Here is a 16,144-nt window from a genome sequence, read left to right as displayed (position 1 = left end):
CATCAGACCACAGTCAGTTTCGTTTGGGAACTGACTAGGATGGGTGGGTGAGCACCCGACGTCCGGACCCCGACGACCCCTGCGGCATCGCCCAGGCCGTCGGCGTGCTCGGCGACCCGTGGACGCTCCTCGTGCTGCGCGACGTCGCCGGCGGCCGCACCCGGTTCGACCAGCTCGTCCAGGAGACCGGCATCTCGCGCAAGGTGCTGGCCCAGCGGCTCGAGGCCCTCGTCGACGACGGCCTGCTCGAACGGCGCCGGTACACCGACCACCCGCCACGCCACGACTACGTCCTGACGCCGCGGGGTCGCGGAGCGCTGCCCGTGCTCGTCGCGCTCCAGGACTTCGGCGATGCGTGGCTGCTCGGTGACGGCCGGCCCAGCGCCCTCGCCGCGCAGGTCTCCACCGAGGCGGCGCGCGTCGCCGGCCTCGTCGGGCGCACCGTGCCGCACCTGGCCGGGCTCGACCCGGTGGCCCACGACGCCCCCTTCACCGTCGTCTACTGCTATCCGGGCACCGGCTTCCCCGGGGCCGACGAGGTGCCCGGCGGCGTCGGTTGCACCCTCGAGTCGTGCACCTACCGCGACCGGCTCGGGGAGTTCGCCGACGCCGGGGCCGCCGTCGTCGGTGTCTCCACCCAGCGCGCCGGTGAGCAGGCCGACTTCGCCGCGCGCAACCGCATCGCCTTCCCGCTGCTGTCCGACGCCGAGCTCGAGCTGACCACCGCCCTGCGCCTGCCGACGTTCCGGGCCGGCGGCACGACCCGACTGCGGCGCCTGACGTTCGTCGTCGACCGCGACCGGGTCGTGCGCGGCACGCTGTTCCCGGTCCCCGACGTCACGGGTTCGGTCGAGGACGCGCTGGCCCTGGTGCGATCGGTCAGCGCACCTCGGCGATGACGTCGCCGCCCTCGACGGGCTGGTACGCCGACACGTCGAGCCGCGCGACCGTGCCCGGCCACGGGCTCGTGATCGCGGCCTCCATCTTGATGGCCTCGATCGTCGCGACGACCTGGCCTGCGGCCACCCGGTCCCCGACGCGCACGGCCGGCACGACGACACCGGCGAAGGGCGCGGTCACGTGCCGGTCGGTCGAACCCGCGCCGACCGACGCGTGGGCCGGGAGCCGGCGGGCCGTCGGCGTCTCGCGCAGGGTCTCGCGCGACATCGGGCCTCCTCCGGTGCTGTCGACCCGGCCTGGCGCGACGGGTCTGGCCCGCAGCCTAGGGGAAAGGCCGGTCCGTCGTAACCGGCGGGAGCGGGCGGCAACAGGGCGGCAGCGCGCCGGCAACGCGCCGGCAACGCGCGGCGCCCGCGGGAATGCGATGGCCGCCCCGGACGTTCCTCGTGCATACTGTGGACTCCCGCGCGAGCGGGAGCTTGACAAGTGAACAGCGTGACGTGGTCATCCCCATGGGGGTGATCGGTTTCGACGGTGGTCGACACGCCAGGGGAAGCGGGCCGAGGATGCAAGGTCATCTCGTCAACGCTCCTTGCAAACCAATAGGTGCCAATTCCAAGCGCACCGACTTCGCCCTCGCCGCCTGAGCGAGCCTCGAAGTCCGTCAGCCTGAGGTAGTTCCCGACTCAGTGCCTGGCGTCAGCTAGGGAACTTGCTGCGCAGTCATGTCGGGGGGCTGTGCGGGACTCCTTCTCGACTGGGCCTGTCAGGGGACGCGTGCGTGCGAGCCCTGGGGCCGAGAAAATCCACAGCGCACTGCGCCCGGAGAAGCCCTGGTCTCTCGTCATCGGACGCGGGTTCAATTCCCGCCACCTCCACCACCTGTGGTGGCCACGTCACGCTGTTGCTCGCGGTATGCGAAAGGCGCCCCGGTTCTCACCGGGGCGCCTTTCGTGTGTTCGGGGGAGGGCCGCCTCAGGAGGCCTCGCCCGCGGCCTCCGCGCCGCCCTGGCTCGCGCCCTGCTCGGCGAGCTGGGCCTTGATCGGGGCCATGTCGAGGGCCTTGACCTGCTCGATGACGTCCTGGAGCGCAGACTGCGGCAGCGCGCCCGGCTGGGCGAAGACGAGCACGCCCTCCTTGAAGGCCATCAGGGTGGGGATCGAGGTGATGTTGGCTGCCGACGCGAGCGCCTGCTCGGCCTCGGTGTCGACCTTGCCGAACACGATGCCCTCGTTGTCGCCGGTCTGCGACGCGGCGTCGTACACGGGGGCGAACTGGCGGCACGGGCCGCACCACGACGCCCAGAAGTCGACGAGCACGATGTCGTGGTCGAGCACGGTCTTCTCGAAGGTCTCGGCGGTCAGGTCAGTGGTTGCCATGTCGCCTCCAACGAACGAGCGGGCCCAACTATTCCGACGCGTGCGGTGTCGCGCCCCCGGCCAGCTCCCAGGTGACGGTGACGGACGCGCCGATCTCCAGGTCACCGCCCTCCACGGGCATGGCGCCCGCCGAGTCGGCCGCCATCGCGGCGAACTTCATCCGCGGCCCGGCCAGGGGCACCGCGCCGCCCTCGGCGATGCCGAGCACGCGGCCGAGCTCGGCGCCCGCGAGGGTCGCGTACTGGTCGGCGCGGGTGTGCGCGTCGGCGAAGGCCGCGTCGCGGGCCCGAGCCAGCGCGTCGGTCCGGTCGGCGACGTCGAGGCGCACCTGGTCGACGAGCAGGGCGTTGCCGACCGCCGCCGCGGCTGCTTCGAGCACCTCGCCGACGGCCTCGAGCCGGCGCACCGTGAGCCCGAGCCGCTGCTGGGCGGTGAAGCCGACGGGCGTGCCGGTGTTGTCCCAACGCTGGCTCACCGACGCGTCGAGGGTGCGGATGTCGGCGTCCGCGACGCCGTGCTCGCGGGCCACCCGGCCCACCTCGGCGATGCCCGTGGCCGCGCCGCCGAGCGCGGTGGCGACGTCGGGCGCGTCGTGCCCGACCCGCAGGTCGAGCCGGACGACGTCGGGTGTCGCGCTCGCGCGCCCCGAACCGGTGACCGTGACCGTGCGCCTGCCCATCGGTGTCCTCCTGCTCCGCCCGCGTGCTCTGTCCGCCTGCGGCGTGCCCCGGCGGCGGCGGGTCTGCGACCGAACCTACCTAGACTCGGGTCCCATGACGACACCCTCGACGCCCTCCGTCGCGTCGTCCACGGCACTGCTCCGGCGCTCCGGGGTCCTGCTCGCGGTGATCGCCGTCGCCGTCCAGCTCGCCGTCCTCTACTGGCCCGTCGTCACGGTCGAGGGGCCCGTGAGCTGGACCGACAAGGTCGTCCACCTGCTCGTCTTCGCCGTCCCGACGTGGGCCGTCGGCCGCGCCACGGGATCGGCGCGCCTGGCGGCCCTCGTCTTCGCGGTGCACGCGCCGTTGAGCGAGGTGGTCCAGCACGTGGCGCTGCCCGGGCGGTCCGGAGACGTGTGGGACGCCGTCGTCGACCTCGCGGGTGTGGGGGTCGGGGTGGGCGCGCTCGTGCTGGCTGGCGTGGTCGGGTCACGTCGCCGCCGCTGGTAGACTTTTTGGCATCCGACTCCGAGGTCTCCTCGGATCACGACGGAGGGGATGGCGCCGGGGATGCCCGGCGGGCAGGCCCTTGCGACGGGGTGACACCCCACCGGAAGCCCGCGCCGACGGCGCGGCCCGGAACCGACGCGGAGCGGATCCGATCGCCGGACGGCACAGATGCCGTGCACCGGTACACCCAAGGGGCGCAGATGATGCTGCGCCTGAGGCTCGTCTGCATGGTCGTGGTTGTGACTCACGGCTCGAGGCGAAGTCTGCTCGAGTTGTAGAGAGAGTTGAACACGCATGTCCAAGCACACCTCCTCCGGCGCGCCCAAGAAGGCCCGCTGGTCCACCGAGAAGAAGGCCGCCGCGGCCAAGAAGCCGCACCGCGGCAGCACGCCCGGCGGCAAGCCGGCGCACAAGACCTCGCGTCCGGCCTCGTCCGGCACCTCGCACGTCGGCGGCCGCGAGTGGCGCGCCCCCCGCGACGAGCACCGCTCGTACGACCGACGTGACGACCGCCGTGACGACCGCCGCTCCTTCGACCGTGACGACCGTGACGACCGCGGCGACCGCGGCTTCCAGCGCCGCGACGACCGGGGCGACCGCGGCTTCCAGCGCCGCGACGACCGGGGCGACCGCGGCTTCCAGCGCCGTGACGACCGTGACGACCGTGGCCGCCGTGGCTTCGACCGCCCGCGCCAGGACCGCGAGGACCGTCGCGACGGTGGCTTCCAGCGCCGTGACGACCGCGGCGACCGCGGCTACCAGCGTCGCGACGACCGCCCCCGTTTCGAGCGCGACGACCGCGGTGACCGTGGCTACCAGCGTCGTGACGACCGCCCCCGTTTCGAGCGCGACGACCGCGGTGACCGTGGCTACCAGCGCCGTGACGACCGCAGCGACCGTGGCGAGCGCGGCTTCGAGCGTCGCGACGACCGACGCTCCTTCGACCGCCCGCGCTTCGAGCGCGACGACCGTGGTGACCGCGGCTACCAGCGCCGCGACGACCGACGCTCCTTCGACCGCCCCCGCTTCGAGCGCGACGACCGCGGCTTCGGCCGTGACGCCGACCGCGCCCCGGTGAGCTTCGAGGACGCCGAGGCCGAGCGCATGGACGCCGACACCTGGACCAAGGCGACGCGCAAGTCCGTGTCCGACAGCCCCGTCGAGGTGGCCGCCGACAACGGCTTCGCCGCCCTCGGCCTGCCCGAGCCGCTCGTCGAGCGCCTCGCCCGTGACGGCATCACGACGCCGTTCCCGATCCAGGCCGCGACGATCCCCGACGCCCTCGCGGGCAAGGACGTCCTCGGCCGTGGCCAGACCGGCTCGGGCAAGACGCTCGCGTTCGGCCTGCCGGTCATCACCCGGCTGCTCGAGGCCGAGACGCCGCGGCGCCCGCGCCGACCGCACGCCCTGATCCTCACGCCGACGCGTGAGCTCGCGATGCAGATCTCCGACGCCCTCGAGCCGCTCGTGCACGTCACCGGCCTGCGCCACAAGCTCGTCGCCGGTGGCCTGAGCTACACGACGCAGATCAACGCGCTCAACAAGGGCATCGACATCCTCATCGCGACGCCGGGCCGCCTCAACGACCTGCTCGAGCGCGGCGCGGTGGAGATGGACGACATCGCCATCACCGTCCTCGACGAGGCCGACCACATGGCCGAGATGGGCTTCATGGCCGAGATCACCACGACGCTCGACACGATCCCCACCGAGGGCCAGCGCCTGCTCTTCTCGGCGACCCTCGACCGCGGCATCGACGACCTCGTCGCCAAGTACCTCAACGAGCCGGTCGTCCACTCGACCGACGACGCCACGGCGTCCGTCGAGACGATGGAGCACCACGTCCTGCTCATCGACCCGCAGCACAAGAAGGTCATCACGGCCGAGGTCGCCAACCGCGAGGGCCGCACCGTCGTCTTCTGCCGCACCAAGCTCGGCGCCGACCGCATCGCGCTCCAGCTGCGCGAGCAGGGCGTCATGGCGGCCGCGCTGCACGGTGGCCTCAACCAGGGCCAGCGCAACCGCGTCCTCGGCGCCTTCCGCGACGGCAACCTCCCGGTGCTCGTCGCCACCGACGTCGCGGCCCGCGGCATCCACGTCGACGACGTCTCGGTCGTCCTGCAGGTCGACCCGCCGGCCGACCACAAGGACTACCTGCACCGCTCCGGCCGCACCGCCCGCGCCGGTGACAAGGGCACCGTCGTGACCCTCGCCCTGCCGCACCAGCGTCGCACCATGGAGCGCCAGCTCAAGGACGCCGGCCTCGACATCTCGCCGGTGCGGGCCACGCCCGGCGACGCGATCATCGCGGCCACCGGCGCCACGACGCCGAGCGGCGTCGCCATCGCCGAGGAGGACTTCCAGCGCCTCATCGCCGGCCCGAAGCAGCACCGACGCGGACCGGCCGGCCCGCGCGGTCCGCGCCAGGGCTCGCGCGGCGGGTTCCGCCCGCACCACGGCGGCCACGGTGGCTACCGGGGCCGTGACGACCGCGACGGTCGCGACCAGCGTCGCGGCCGCGACGAGGGCCTCGTGTCCCGCTGGGGCGACGACGAGCGTCCGAACCGCCGCGGCGCGCGCTTCTGAGCCACCGAGCACCTCGCAGCACCCGACGGCCGGTGTGGAAGGCTGGGCCCGTGAGCCCGCGCTTCCACACCGGCCGTCTGCTCGTGGCCACGCCCTCGGTCGGCGGTGACGTCTTCCATCGCTCGGTCGTGCTGATGCTCCACCACGACGAGGGCGGCGCCCAGGGCGTCGTGCTCAACAAGCCGCTGACGGCCGGCGTCGACTCGGTGCTGCCGGGCTGGGAGCGCGTCGTCACGGCCCCGCACGTCATCTTCCAGGGTGGGCCGGTGTCGACGTCGTCGGCGCTCGGCCTCGTGACGGTGCCCGGCGACGTGCCCGAGCCCCTCGGGGTCAAGCGCCTCTTCGGCTCCATCGGCCTGGTCGACCTCGACGTCCCGACGCCCGTCGTGGCGGCCGAGCTCGCCGGCATGCGGATCTTCGCCGGCTACTCGGGCTGGGACGCCGGGCAGCTCGAGGGCGAGGTGCTGCGCGGTGACTGGTACGTCGTCGACGCCGAGGTGCGCGACGCGTTCACCGCCGACCCCGACGACCTCTGGCGGTCCGTGCTCCGGCGCCAGCGCGACAGCCTCGCCTACGTCGCGAGCTTCCCCGACGACCCCTCGATGAACTGACGGGCAGGCCCATGCACCCCGACACCGCGAGTGCCACCCGGCCCCGACGCGTCGCCTTCGTCGACAGCGGGCTGGGCCTCGTCGCCTACGCCGACGCGCTGCTGACCCTGCGGCCCGACCTCGGGATCGTGCTCGCGCTCGACCCCGACAACATGCCCTACGGCCCGCGGCATCCCGACGAGGTGCGGCGCCTCGTGCTCGACCTCGCCCGCGCGGCGCTCGAGCACGAGCCCGACGCCGTCGTCGTCGCGTGCAACACGGCCTCGGTGCACGGCCTCGACGCCGTGCGGGCCGAGCTCGAGCCCGACGTGCCGGTCATCGGCACCGTGCCGGCGATCCGGCCGGCGGCCGCTGCGGGCGGCCCGGTGGCGGTGTGGGCCACCGCGGCGACGACCTCGAGCGACTACCTGCGCGGCCTCGTCGACGCGTTCGCGGCCGACGTCGAGACCCACGCCGTGGCGGCCCTCGGGCTCGCCGAGGCCATCGAGTCCGGCGACCTCGACGCCGTCGAGGCCGCGGTCGCCCTGGCCGCCGAGCGGACACCCGCGGGAGTGCGCTCGCTCGTGCTCGGCTGCACCCACTACGGGCTCGTCGCCGAGCGCATCACGGCCGCCGTGCCGGCGGGCGTCACGATCTTCGACTCGCCGGTGGCGGTGGCCCGCCAGACGCTGCGGCGCCTCGGGCTGGAGCCCGACCCGACGGCCCCGCGGGCCGGCGTCGAGGCGGTGCTGCTGTCCGGTCGCCCGGGCACCCTGCCGGGTGTCCTCGCCACCTATCCGGCGGGCGCACGCCTGCTCGAGGCAGCCGCGGCGCGTCCTACACTCGCGACATGAGCACCATGCCTCCCGACCCCTTCGAGAACGAGCCGCAGCCGCTGCGCAGCACGGGCACGGCCACGATCGAGCGCGAGGAGGTCCGCGAGGAGCTCCAGGAACCGGGTGACCACGAGCGGTTCTCGCACTACGTTCGCAAGGAGAAGATCCTCGAGAGCGCGCTGACCGGTGAGCCCGTCGTCGCGCTCTGCGGCAAGATCTGGGTGCCCGGGCGCGACCCGCAGAAGTTTCCCGTGTGCCCCGTGTGCAAGGAGATCTACGAGGGACTTCGCGAGCCGCAGGACGGCGGCGGCGACGGCGAGTCCTGAGCGGATTCCTGACGCAGTCTTTACCGGCTGCGGCGGTCTCGTTGACCCTGGCGTTCCTACGCTCGCTGGCAAGCGTCGCCCGATCGGGTGGCGTGACAGCGAGAAAGGTTCTCCCTCATGAAGCTCCGCTCACTGGCGCTGGCTGCTCCGCTCGCGCTCGTCGCCGCATCCCTCGCCGCCCCGGCGATGGCGTCCCCGACGCTCGACGTCCGGGCCGGCTCGGCCTGCCTCGACCCGGCCGCGGTCGGCGCCCGCAGCATGCACGGCACCGCGAAGGACCCGCACGAGCTGACCGACGCCCAGGTGCGGGCGAACGAGGCCGCCCTCGGCAAGGCCCTCGCCGCCAAGGGGCTGAGCCTGACCTCCTCGGGCGCGGCGGCTCGTCCCGGCGGCGGTGGTGCCTTCACGAGCCCCGTCATCGACGTGTACTTCCACACGATCACGAGTGGCTCGCAGGGGGCCATCAGCGCCTCGACGATCAACAGCCAGATCTCGGTGCTCAACAACGCCTACAGCGGCACCGGCTTCAGCTTCCGCCTCGCCGGCACCGACGTCACGAACAACGCCACGTGGTACACGGTGAGCCCGGGGACCACGGCCGAGCGTGACATGAAGAACGCCCTGCACGAGGGCGGCAAGGCGGCCCTCAACCTCTACGCCGCGAACATCGGCGACGGCCTGCTCGGCTGGGCGACGTTCCCGAAGAAGAGCCCGGGCACCCAGGACGGCGTCGTCATGCTCAACGCCTCGATGCCGGGCGGCTCCGCGACGAACTACAACCAGGGCGACACCGCGACCCACGAGGTCGGCCACTGGCTCGGGCTCTACCACACCTTCCAGGGCGGCTGCTCCGGCTCGGGCGACTACGTCGACGACACCCCCGCCGAGGCGAGCCCGGCCTACGGCTGCCCGACCGGCCGCGACACGTGCACGAGCCCCGGTCTCGACCCGATCAAGAACTTCATGGACTACACCTACGACTCGTGCATGAACGAGTTCACGACCGGCCAGAAGGCCCGCATGCAGGCGCAGTGGACGGCCTACCGCGCCTGACCTGCGACGACGCCGCCGCGCGGCCCGCCGACGAGCTCGCCGGCGCCCGGCTCGACTGCGGCACATAGCATCCCGACCGAGGCCCCGCCAACACGGCGGGGCCTCGGCATGTCGCCGGACGGGAGCGGCTACCGTGGGCGCCCTATGAGTTCTGGGGCCGCCTTCCACCTCCCACCCGCCTTCCCGGAGCGGGCCGCGTGGGGTACCGCGAGCAAGCTGCGCGCCTGGCAGCAGGAGGCCCTCGACCTCTACCAGGCCAAGTCGCCGCGCGACTTCCTCGCCGTGGCCACGCCGGGCGCCGGCAAGACGACCTTCGCCCTGCGCGTCGCCACCGAGCTGCTCTCGGCCGGCATCGTGCACCGGGTCACCGTCGTCGCGCCCACCGAGCACCTCAAGACGCAGTGGGCCGACGCCGCCGCACGCGTCGGGATCAGCCTCGACCCGAAGTTCAGCAACAGCATCGGGCGGCACAGCGAGGACTACCACGGCGTCGCGGTCACGTACGCCCAGGTCGCCTCGCGCCCGTCGCTGCACCGCGAACTGACCACGTCCCGGCCGACCCTCGTCATCCTCGACGAGGTGCACCACGGTGGCGACACGAAGAGCTGGGGCGACGGCATCCGCGAGGCCTTCGAGCCCGCGGCCCGGCGCCTGTCGCTCACCGGCACGCCGTTCCGCTCCGACACCTCGCCCATCCCGTTCGTCACCTACGAGCTCGACGCCGAGGGCACGCTCGTCAGCTCGAGCGACTACGCCTACGGCTACGCCGAGGCGCTGCGCGACGGCGTCGTGCGCCCGGTCCTCTTCATGGCCTACGGCGGCACGATGCGCTGGCGCACCCGGGCCGGCGACGAGCTCGAGGCGCGCCTCGGCGAGCCGATGACCAAGGACGCCGTGGCCAACGCGTGGCGCACGGCGCTCGACTCCAAGGGCGAGTGGATCCCGGCGGTCCTCGCCGCAGCCGACAAGCGCCTCACCGAGGTGCGCCGGCACGTCGAGGACGCCGGGGCGCTCGTCATCGCCAGCAACCAGACCCAGGCCAGGGCCTACGCCGCCCACCTCCGGGGGCTGACCGGCGAGTCGCCGACCGTCGTGCTCTCCGACGACCAGGGCGCCTCGAAGCGCATCGAGGAGTTCTCGAACGGCACGTCGCGGTGGATGGTCGCCGTGCGGATGGTGTCCGAGGGCGTCGACGTGCCGCGCCTGGCCGTCGGCGTGTACGCCACCTCGACCTCGACGCCGCTCTTCTTCGCCCAGGCCGTCGGTCGCTTCGTGCGTGTTCGTCGCCGCGGCGAGACCGCGTCGGTCTTCCTGCCCTCGGTGCCGGTCGTCCTCGACCACGCCCAGCGCCTCGAGGAGCAGCGCGACCACGCCCTCGACCGCAAGCCCAACCCCGACGACGTCGCGCAGATGTGGGCCGAGGAGCAGGCGCTGCTCGACGAGGCCGCGCGCCCGGAGAAGGCGAGCGGCGACCTCGCCGAGGGCCAGTTCGAGGCGCTCGAGTCGGAGGCGCACTTCGACCACGTGCTCTTCGACAAGCAGCAGTGGGGGATGCACGCCGAGGTCGGCTCCGAGGACGAGCAGGACTACCTCGGCCTGCCCGGCCTGCTCGAGCCCGACCAGGTCGCCCAGCTGCTCCGCGAGCGCCAGAGCAAGCAGGTGCGCAAGGCGCCCAAGGACGCCGCGGGGCCGGTCCCGGTGGCCGCGCACCGCGCGCTCGCCGCGCAGCGCAAGGAGCTCAACCAGCTCGTCGGCGCCTACGCCCGGCAGAAGGGCTACCCGCACGCCAACGTCCACATGGACCTGCGCCGCGCGTGCGGCGGGCCCGACCTCGCGGCCGCGAGCACCGAGCAGGTCACCGAGCGGATCGAGAAGATCCGGCTCTGGCTCGTCGGCCGGCGCTGAGCGCTGAGGCGACCTCACGCGCCGTCACGCGCCGTCACGCGCCGACACGCGCCGTCACCGGCTGTTCACGAAGGCGGCCGGTCCCCATCGCCCCGTTCGTCCCCGGCCGCGGCTAGGGTCAGGCCCGTCCCGCCCCGGCGGGGCCGACCCCCACACCGCATCGTGACCCCGCGCAGCACCCCGGCGCGGCAGACAAGGACGACATGAGCACCAACGAGACCCCCGACTTCCTCTCCTCGCCGACGACGCGTCGACAGCTGCTCGCGATGGCAGCGGTCGGCGGCGCGGGCATCGCCACGGTGGCAGCGGCCTCGCCCGCCGGCGCGGCCGGCACCGCCGGTCAGGGCCCGGGCACCGACGGCGAGGTCGTCACCCTCACCGTCCTCGGCACCACCGACCTGCACGGCAACGTCTTCAACTGGGACTACTTCAACAACCGCGAGTACGACGACAAGACGCACAACGACATCGGCATCGCCAAGGCCTCCTCGGTCATCAAGATGCGCCGCGCCGACCTCGGGGCCGCGTCCACCCTGACCCTCGACGCCGGCGACACGATCCAGGGCACCCCGCTCGCGTACTACTACGCCAAGATCGACCCGATCACCGGCGGGGCCACCCACCCGATGGCCGCCGCGATGAACCAGGTCGGCTACGACGCCGCCGCGCTCGGCAACCACGAGTTCAACTACGGCATCGAGACGCTGCGCGCCTTCGAAAGCCAGCTCGACTTCCCGCTCCTGTCGGCCAACACCGTCGACTGGAACACCGGCGCGCCGGCCTTCAAGCCGTGGGTCATCAAGACCGTCAAGCTCGAGGACCGCAAGCCGATCAAGGTCGGCATCCTCGGCCTCGTCACCCCGGGCGTCGCGATCTGGGACAAGGCCAACGTCGACGGACGGCTGAAGTTCCCCGGCATCATCGAGCAGGCCAAGGTCTTCGTGCCCCGCCTCAAGGCCGCGGGCGCCGACGTCGTCATCGTCTCGTGCCACTCCGGCACCAACGGCAAGTCCTCGTGGGGCGATGCCCTGCCGTACGTCGAGAACGCCAGCCGGCTCATGGCCGAGCAGGTCCCCGGCATCGACGCCGTCCTCGTCGGCCACTCGCACGTCGAGGTCGTCGACAAGGCCACGAACGCCCAGACCGGCAAGCCGGTGCTCCTCGTCGAGCCGCTCTACTGGGGCATGCGCGTCGCGGAGATGACGCTCTCGCTGCAGAAGGTCCGTGGCCAGTGGCAGGTCGTCGACTCCGCCGGCCGCCTCTGGAACGCCAACGCCGTGCCCGAGGACCCGGCCGTCACCGGGGCGGTCAAGGCCGCGCACGAGAAGGTGCTCGCCTACGTCAACGGCGTCATCGGCACGTGCACGCAGGCGATGTCCGCGGCCACGTCGCGCTACGAGGACACCCCGGCCATGGACTTCATCAACTACGTCCAGGCCGACGCCGTCAAGAAGGCCCTCGCAGGCACGCCCGAGGGCGCGCTGCCGATGCTGTCGATCGCCGCGCCGTTCAACAAGCTCGCGGCCATCCCGCAGGGCGACGTGACGATCCGCGACGTCGCGGGCCTCTACATCTACGACAACACCCTGCTCGGCATCGTGCTGACCGGCGCCCAGGTCAAGGACTACCTCGAGAAGAGCGCGTCCTACTTCCAGACCTACTCCGGCACCGGACCGGTCGCGGCCGACGCCATCACGAACGCCGGCGGCACGCCCGACTACAACTACGACATCATGGGCGGCCTCGACGCCGACCTCACCTACGACATCGACCTGGCCAAGGCGGTCGGCTCGCGCATCACGAACCTCGCCTACGGCGGGGCTCCGGTCGCCTCCGACGCCCGGTTCGTCGTGGCGATCAACAACTACCGGCAGTCCGGCGGCGGTGGCTTCCCCGGCGTCACGACGGCCCCGGTCGTCTACAACCGGCAGATCGAGATCCGCCAGCTGCTCATCGACTGGGCCACGGCCAACAAGGTCATCGACCCGGCGACCTTCTCCAGCACCGACTGGCGCCTCGTCAGCAACGGCGCGCCGATCACCGTCACCAACAGCTGACGGGCCGCCCACGCGGCGAGGGCTCCCCACGACCGATGTCGTGGGGAGCCCTCGTGCGTTCAGGCGCCGACGAGCACCCGGTGGCCCCACGCCGGGAGCGTCAGGGTGTCGCCGACGGACAGCGCCACCGGCGTCCCGTCGAAGGCGTCGGCCCACGAGCCGGCCTGCGGGCCCTCGCCGAGGGTCACCGTGGCCTCGGTGGGGGAGAGGTTGAAGGCGGCGAAGACGCGGTCGCCCTCGGCCTCGCGGACGAAGGCGATGACCGACGCCTCGTCGCTGTTCGGCACGCGCACCATCCGCCCGCCCCACGCGCCGTTCCACAGCGCCCGGTGCGCCTTCTTCAGGGCGAAGAGGGTGCGGTAGAGCTCGCCCTGCGGGTCCTCGCGCCACTCGATGAGGTCCTTGTCGAAGAAGGCGAGACGCTTGTCGCTGCCGGCCTCCTGCCCGTTGTAGACGAGGGGCACGCCCTCGCCGACGACCGACAGCACGATGGCGGCCTCGAGGGCGTCGCCGAACTGCTCGTACTCGGTGCCCTCCCACGCGTTCTTGTCGTGGTTGCTGACGAACGTCATGCGGTAGGCGTCGCGCGGGTAGAAGCGGTCGTTCCACGCGTAGTACACCTTGAGGGCCTCGACGTCGGCCTTGCCCATCGCGATGCGGTGCATCGTCTCGTTCCAGCTCCACGCGTAGGTCATGTCGAAGGCGCGGGTGTGCAGGTCGCGCGACTCCCACTCGGCGAGCATGAACACGGGCTTGATGGCGTCCAGCTCGGCGCGCACGCCCTCCCAGAAGTCGAGCGGCACGAATCCCGCGACGTCGCAACGGAACCCGTCGACGTCGGCCTCGCGCACCCAGTAGGCCATGGCGTCGGCCATGTACCGCCGCAGGCCGGGCTGGTCGTAGTCGAGGTCGATGATGTCCTCCCAGTCCCACCACGGGGTGGGGCGGAAGTCGCCCTTCCAGTCGCGGGCGTACCACTCGGGGTGGTCCTCGGCGAGGGGGTTGTCCCAGGCGGTGTGGTTGGCCACCCAGTCGAGGATCACCTTGAGGCCGAGGTCGTGGGCGGTGTCGACGAAGTGGCGCAGGTCCGCGAGGGTGCCGAACTCCGGGTTGACCGCGAGGTAGTCGCGCACGGCGTAGGGGCTGCCGAGCGGGCCCTTGCGGTTGACCTCGCCGATCGGGTTGACCGGCATGATCCACACGACGTCGATGCCGAGGTCGCGGATGCGGGGCAGGTGCGCCTCGGCGGCGCGGAAGGTGCCCTCGGGCGTCAGGTTGCGCTGGTTGACCTGGTAGACCGTGGCCGCGCGGGTCCACTCGGGGTGGGTGAGCCGCACGGCCGGCAGCGGCGTCGTGAGGTCGGGCGTGGTGACGAGGGCGGGGTCGGGCGTCTGGTCGGGCGTCGGGTCGGGCGTCACGGGGCGGTGCCTCCTCGGGCGAGGTCGAGCAGGTGCTCGACGAGCGGGACGGTGCGGTGGTCGAGCCGGGTGGCGAGGGAGATGACGGTGGAGGCGCGGGTCACGTGCTCGTCGTCGACGACGCGGTCGATGACGCGCTGCAGGTCGGCGTTGTCGCGCCCGACGATGCGGATGAGCACGTCGCCGGAGCCGGTGATGGTGTGCGCCTCGAGCACCTCGGGGATCGCCGCGAGGTGCTCGACGACGGGGGAGTGGCCGCCGCGACCCTGCCGGATCTCGAGGGTGCAGAACGCGGTGACCGGGTAGCCGAGCGCGGCCGGGTCGACGTCGGGGGCCATCGAGCGCAGGACGCCGGTGCGCTGGAGCCGGTCGAGCCGGGCCTGGACCGTGCCGCGGGCCACGCCGAGCCGGCGGGAGGCCCCGAGCACGCCGATGCCCGGCTCGTGCAGGAGCAGGAGCAGGATGCGGCAGTCGAGGGCGTCGACCGGGGGCCGGGGCGTGGGTCCTGGGGTCGGCGACGACATGGGCACATTGTCCAGTGGAAGGCACCGAACGGTCAACACTTTGTGCATGCTGCCCAGATGCGCGTCGCCCAGTTGACCATCGCGGCGTGGTCGGTCACGCTCCCGCCATGACTGACACGATGCCGTCTCAGGCAGCCGACCTCACCGACGACCGCACCCAGCAGGAGCGCGAGGCCGACCTCGACCTCGACCAGCTCAAGCAGCTCGTCGGACTCGTCGAGTACGACGAGAACACCGATGTCTTCCCCGTCACCGGCTGGGACGCGATCGTCTTCGTCGCCGGCAACGCCACCCAGAGCGCGCACTACTACCAGAGCGCCTGGGGCATGGAGCTCGTCGCCTACTCGGGCCCCGAGAACGGCAACCGCGACCACAAGGCGTTCGTCCTGCGCAGCGGCTCGATCCGCTTCGTCGTCAAGGGTGCCGTCGACCCCGACAGCCCCCTCGCCGACCACCACCGCCGCCACGGCGACGGCGTCGTCGACATCGCCCTCGAGGTGCCCGACGTCGACAAGTGCATCGCCCAGGCCCGCACGGCCGGCGCCACGGTGCTCGAGGAGCCGGCGAACCACACCGACGAGCACGGCACCGTGCGCGTCGCCGCGATCGCGACCTACGGCGAGACCCGCCACACGCTGGTCCAGCGCACCGTCGACGGCCAGACCTACGCGGGCCCGTACCTGCCCGGCTACGAGCCGGCCTCCTCGACCCACGTCCGTCGCGAGGGCCAGCCCAAGCGTCTGTTCCAGGCCCTCGACCACATCGTCGGCAACGTCGAGCTCGGCCACATGGACGAGTGGGTCGGCTTCTACAACCGCGTCATGGGCTTCGTGAACATGGCCGAGTTCATCGGCGACGACATCGCCACCGACTACTCGGCGCTCATGAGCAAGGTCGTGGCCAACGGCAACCACCGGGTCAAGTTCCCGCTCAACGAGCCGGCCATCGCCAAGAAGAAGAGCCAGATCGACGAGTACCTCGAGTTCTACCGCGGTGCCGGCGCCCAGCACCTCGCCGTCGCGACGAACGACATCCTCGCGACCGTCGATGCCCTGCGCGCCAACGGCGTCGAGTTCCTCGACACCCCCGACAGCTACTACGAGGACCCCGAGCTGCGCGAGCGCATCGGCAAGGTCCGGGTGCCGATCGAGGAGCTCCAGTCTCGCAAGATCCTCGTCGACCGCGACGAGGACGGCTACCTCCTGCAGATCTTCACCAAGCCGCTCGGCGACCGCCCCACCGTCTTCTTCGAGCTCATCGAGCGGCACGGCTCGCTCGGCTTCGGCAAGGGCAACTTCAAGGCCCTCTTCGAGGCGATCGAGCGCGAGCAGGACAAGCGCGGCAACCTCTGAGGTCCTCGCCCCAGCGCGACGCTCAGGACCCGCACGCCCGGCACGCCC

At 72.3% G+C, this 16,144-nt stretch carries 15 protein-coding genes and 1 other RNA gene; 11 read left to right on the top strand and 5 right to left on the bottom strand.

The genetic code is table 11. The features are described from left to right. Window positions 1-47 precede the first annotated feature (47 nt). Window positions 48-899, top strand: a complete 852-nt coding sequence (locus tag BIV28_RS03275; RefSeq protein WP_076259218.1) for a winged helix-turn-helix transcriptional regulator — start codon at window positions 48-50, stop codon at window positions 897-899. Here the strand turns inward: BIV28_RS03275 and BIV28_RS03270 are convergent. Beyond that, window positions 880-1,167, bottom strand: coding sequence for a biotin/lipoyl-containing protein (locus BIV28_RS03270; RefSeq protein WP_076259216.1), 288 nt, complete (start codon window positions 1,165-1,167; stop codon window positions 880-882). The two genes, BIV28_RS03275 and BIV28_RS03270, sit on opposite strands and share 20 nt — an antisense overlap. A 247-nt stretch (window positions 1,168-1,414) precedes the next feature. On the opposite strand from BIV28_RS03270, the gene ssrA reads away from it, so the two are divergent. Continuing rightward, window positions 1,415-1,781, top strand: a transfer-messenger RNA (tmRNA) gene (gene ssrA / locus BIV28_RS03265). Between the two features lie 94 nt (window positions 1,782-1,875). On the opposite strand, the gene trxA is transcribed toward ssrA, so the two are convergent. Together trxA and BIV28_RS03255 are read right to left on the bottom strand one after the other, a co-directional pair. Continuing rightward, entirely contained in the window at window positions 1,876-2,280 is a 405-nt protein-coding gene (gene trxA / locus BIV28_RS03260) for a thioredoxin (RefSeq protein WP_076259215.1), read from the bottom strand. Between the two features lie 28 nt (window positions 2,281-2,308). Further along, window positions 2,309-2,959, bottom strand: a complete 651-nt coding sequence (locus BIV28_RS03255; protein ID WP_076259213.1) for an SIMPL domain-containing protein — start codon at window positions 2,957-2,959, stop codon at window positions 2,309-2,311. A gap of 94 nt (window positions 2,960-3,053) precedes the next feature. Here BIV28_RS03255 and BIV28_RS03250 point away from each other — a divergent pair, with 94 nt between their 5' ends. The 8 genes from BIV28_RS03250 to BIV28_RS03215 all read left to right on the top strand — a co-directional run bounded on the left by BIV28_RS03250 (window position 3,054) and on the right by BIV28_RS03215 (window position 12,802). Continuing rightward, a complete protein-coding gene (locus BIV28_RS03250) occupies window positions 3,054-3,449 on the top strand; it encodes a hypothetical protein (protein ID WP_076259212.1) in 396 nt (131 codons plus the stop codon). Window positions 3,450-3,743: 294 nt separating this feature from the next. Continuing rightward, window positions 3,744-6,035 (top strand): DEAD/DEAH box helicase, encoded by a 2,292-nt coding sequence (locus tag BIV28_RS03245; RefSeq protein WP_076259210.1) that lies wholly within the window; start codon window positions 3,744-3,746, stop codon window positions 6,033-6,035. A 50-nt stretch (window positions 6,036-6,085) separates the two neighbouring features. After that, complete coding sequence (locus BIV28_RS03240; protein WP_076259208.1) at window positions 6,086-6,646, top strand: YqgE/AlgH family protein; 561 nt, start codon at window positions 6,086-6,088, stop codon at window positions 6,644-6,646. Between the two features lie 11 nt (window positions 6,647-6,657). Continuing rightward, window positions 6,658-7,479, top strand: coding sequence for a glutamate racemase (locus BIV28_RS03235; protein WP_076259207.1), 822 nt, complete (start codon window positions 6,658-6,660; stop codon window positions 7,477-7,479). Then, complete coding sequence (locus tag BIV28_RS03230; RefSeq protein ID WP_076259205.1) at window positions 7,476-7,787, top strand: DUF3039 domain-containing protein; 312 nt, start codon at window positions 7,476-7,478, stop codon at window positions 7,785-7,787. The genes BIV28_RS03235 and BIV28_RS03230 overlap by 4 nt, the downstream gene beginning before the upstream one ends. Before the next feature lie 117 nt (window positions 7,788-7,904). Then, window positions 7,905-8,840 (top strand): zinc metalloprotease, encoded by a 936-nt coding sequence (locus BIV28_RS03225; protein ID WP_076259203.1) that lies wholly within the window; start codon window positions 7,905-7,907, stop codon window positions 8,838-8,840. A 144-nt stretch (window positions 8,841-8,984) separates the two neighbouring features. Beyond that, the gene (locus BIV28_RS03220) at window positions 8,985-10,745 is read left to right on the top strand and encodes a DEAD/DEAH box helicase (protein ID WP_076259202.1); all 1,761 of its coding nucleotides are present in this window, start codon (window positions 8,985-8,987) and stop codon (window positions 10,743-10,745) included. A 203-nt stretch (window positions 10,746-10,948) separates the two neighbouring features. Then, entirely contained in the window at window positions 10,949-12,802 is a 1,854-nt protein-coding gene (locus BIV28_RS03215) for a bifunctional metallophosphatase/5'-nucleotidase (protein ID WP_076259200.1), read from the top strand. A gap of 59 nt (window positions 12,803-12,861) precedes the next feature. Here BIV28_RS03215 and BIV28_RS03210 read toward each other — a convergent pair whose 3' ends face one another. Both BIV28_RS03210 and BIV28_RS03205 read right to left on the bottom strand, forming a co-directional pair. Beyond that, entirely contained in the window at window positions 12,862-14,220 is a 1,359-nt protein-coding gene (locus BIV28_RS03210) for an alpha-amylase family glycosyl hydrolase (RefSeq protein ID WP_242652741.1), read from the bottom strand. Then, window positions 14,217-14,744 carry an Lrp/AsnC family transcriptional regulator gene (locus BIV28_RS03205; RefSeq protein WP_076259199.1) on the bottom strand — a complete coding sequence of 176 codons (528 nt, stop codon included), beginning with the start codon at window positions 14,742-14,744 and terminating at the stop codon, window positions 14,217-14,219. Before BIV28_RS03205 ends, BIV28_RS03210 begins: the two co-directional genes overlap by 4 nt. Before the next feature lie 107 nt (window positions 14,745-14,851). On the opposite strand from BIV28_RS03205, the gene hppD reads away from it, so the two are divergent. Beyond that, window positions 14,852-16,096, top strand: coding sequence for a 4-hydroxyphenylpyruvate dioxygenase (gene hppD, locus BIV28_RS03200; RefSeq protein WP_076259197.1), 1,245 nt, complete (start codon window positions 14,852-14,854; stop codon window positions 16,094-16,096). Window positions 16,097-16,144: the final 48 nt, after the last annotated feature.

This window comes from Intrasporangium flavum, from assembly GCF_001956915.1.
GTDB lineage: Bacteria > Actinomycetota > Actinomycetes > Actinomycetales > Dermatophilaceae > Monashia > Monashia flava.
Note: the sequence above shows the minus strand (reverse complement) of the source record. Positions and strands in the feature narration are given on the sequence as shown.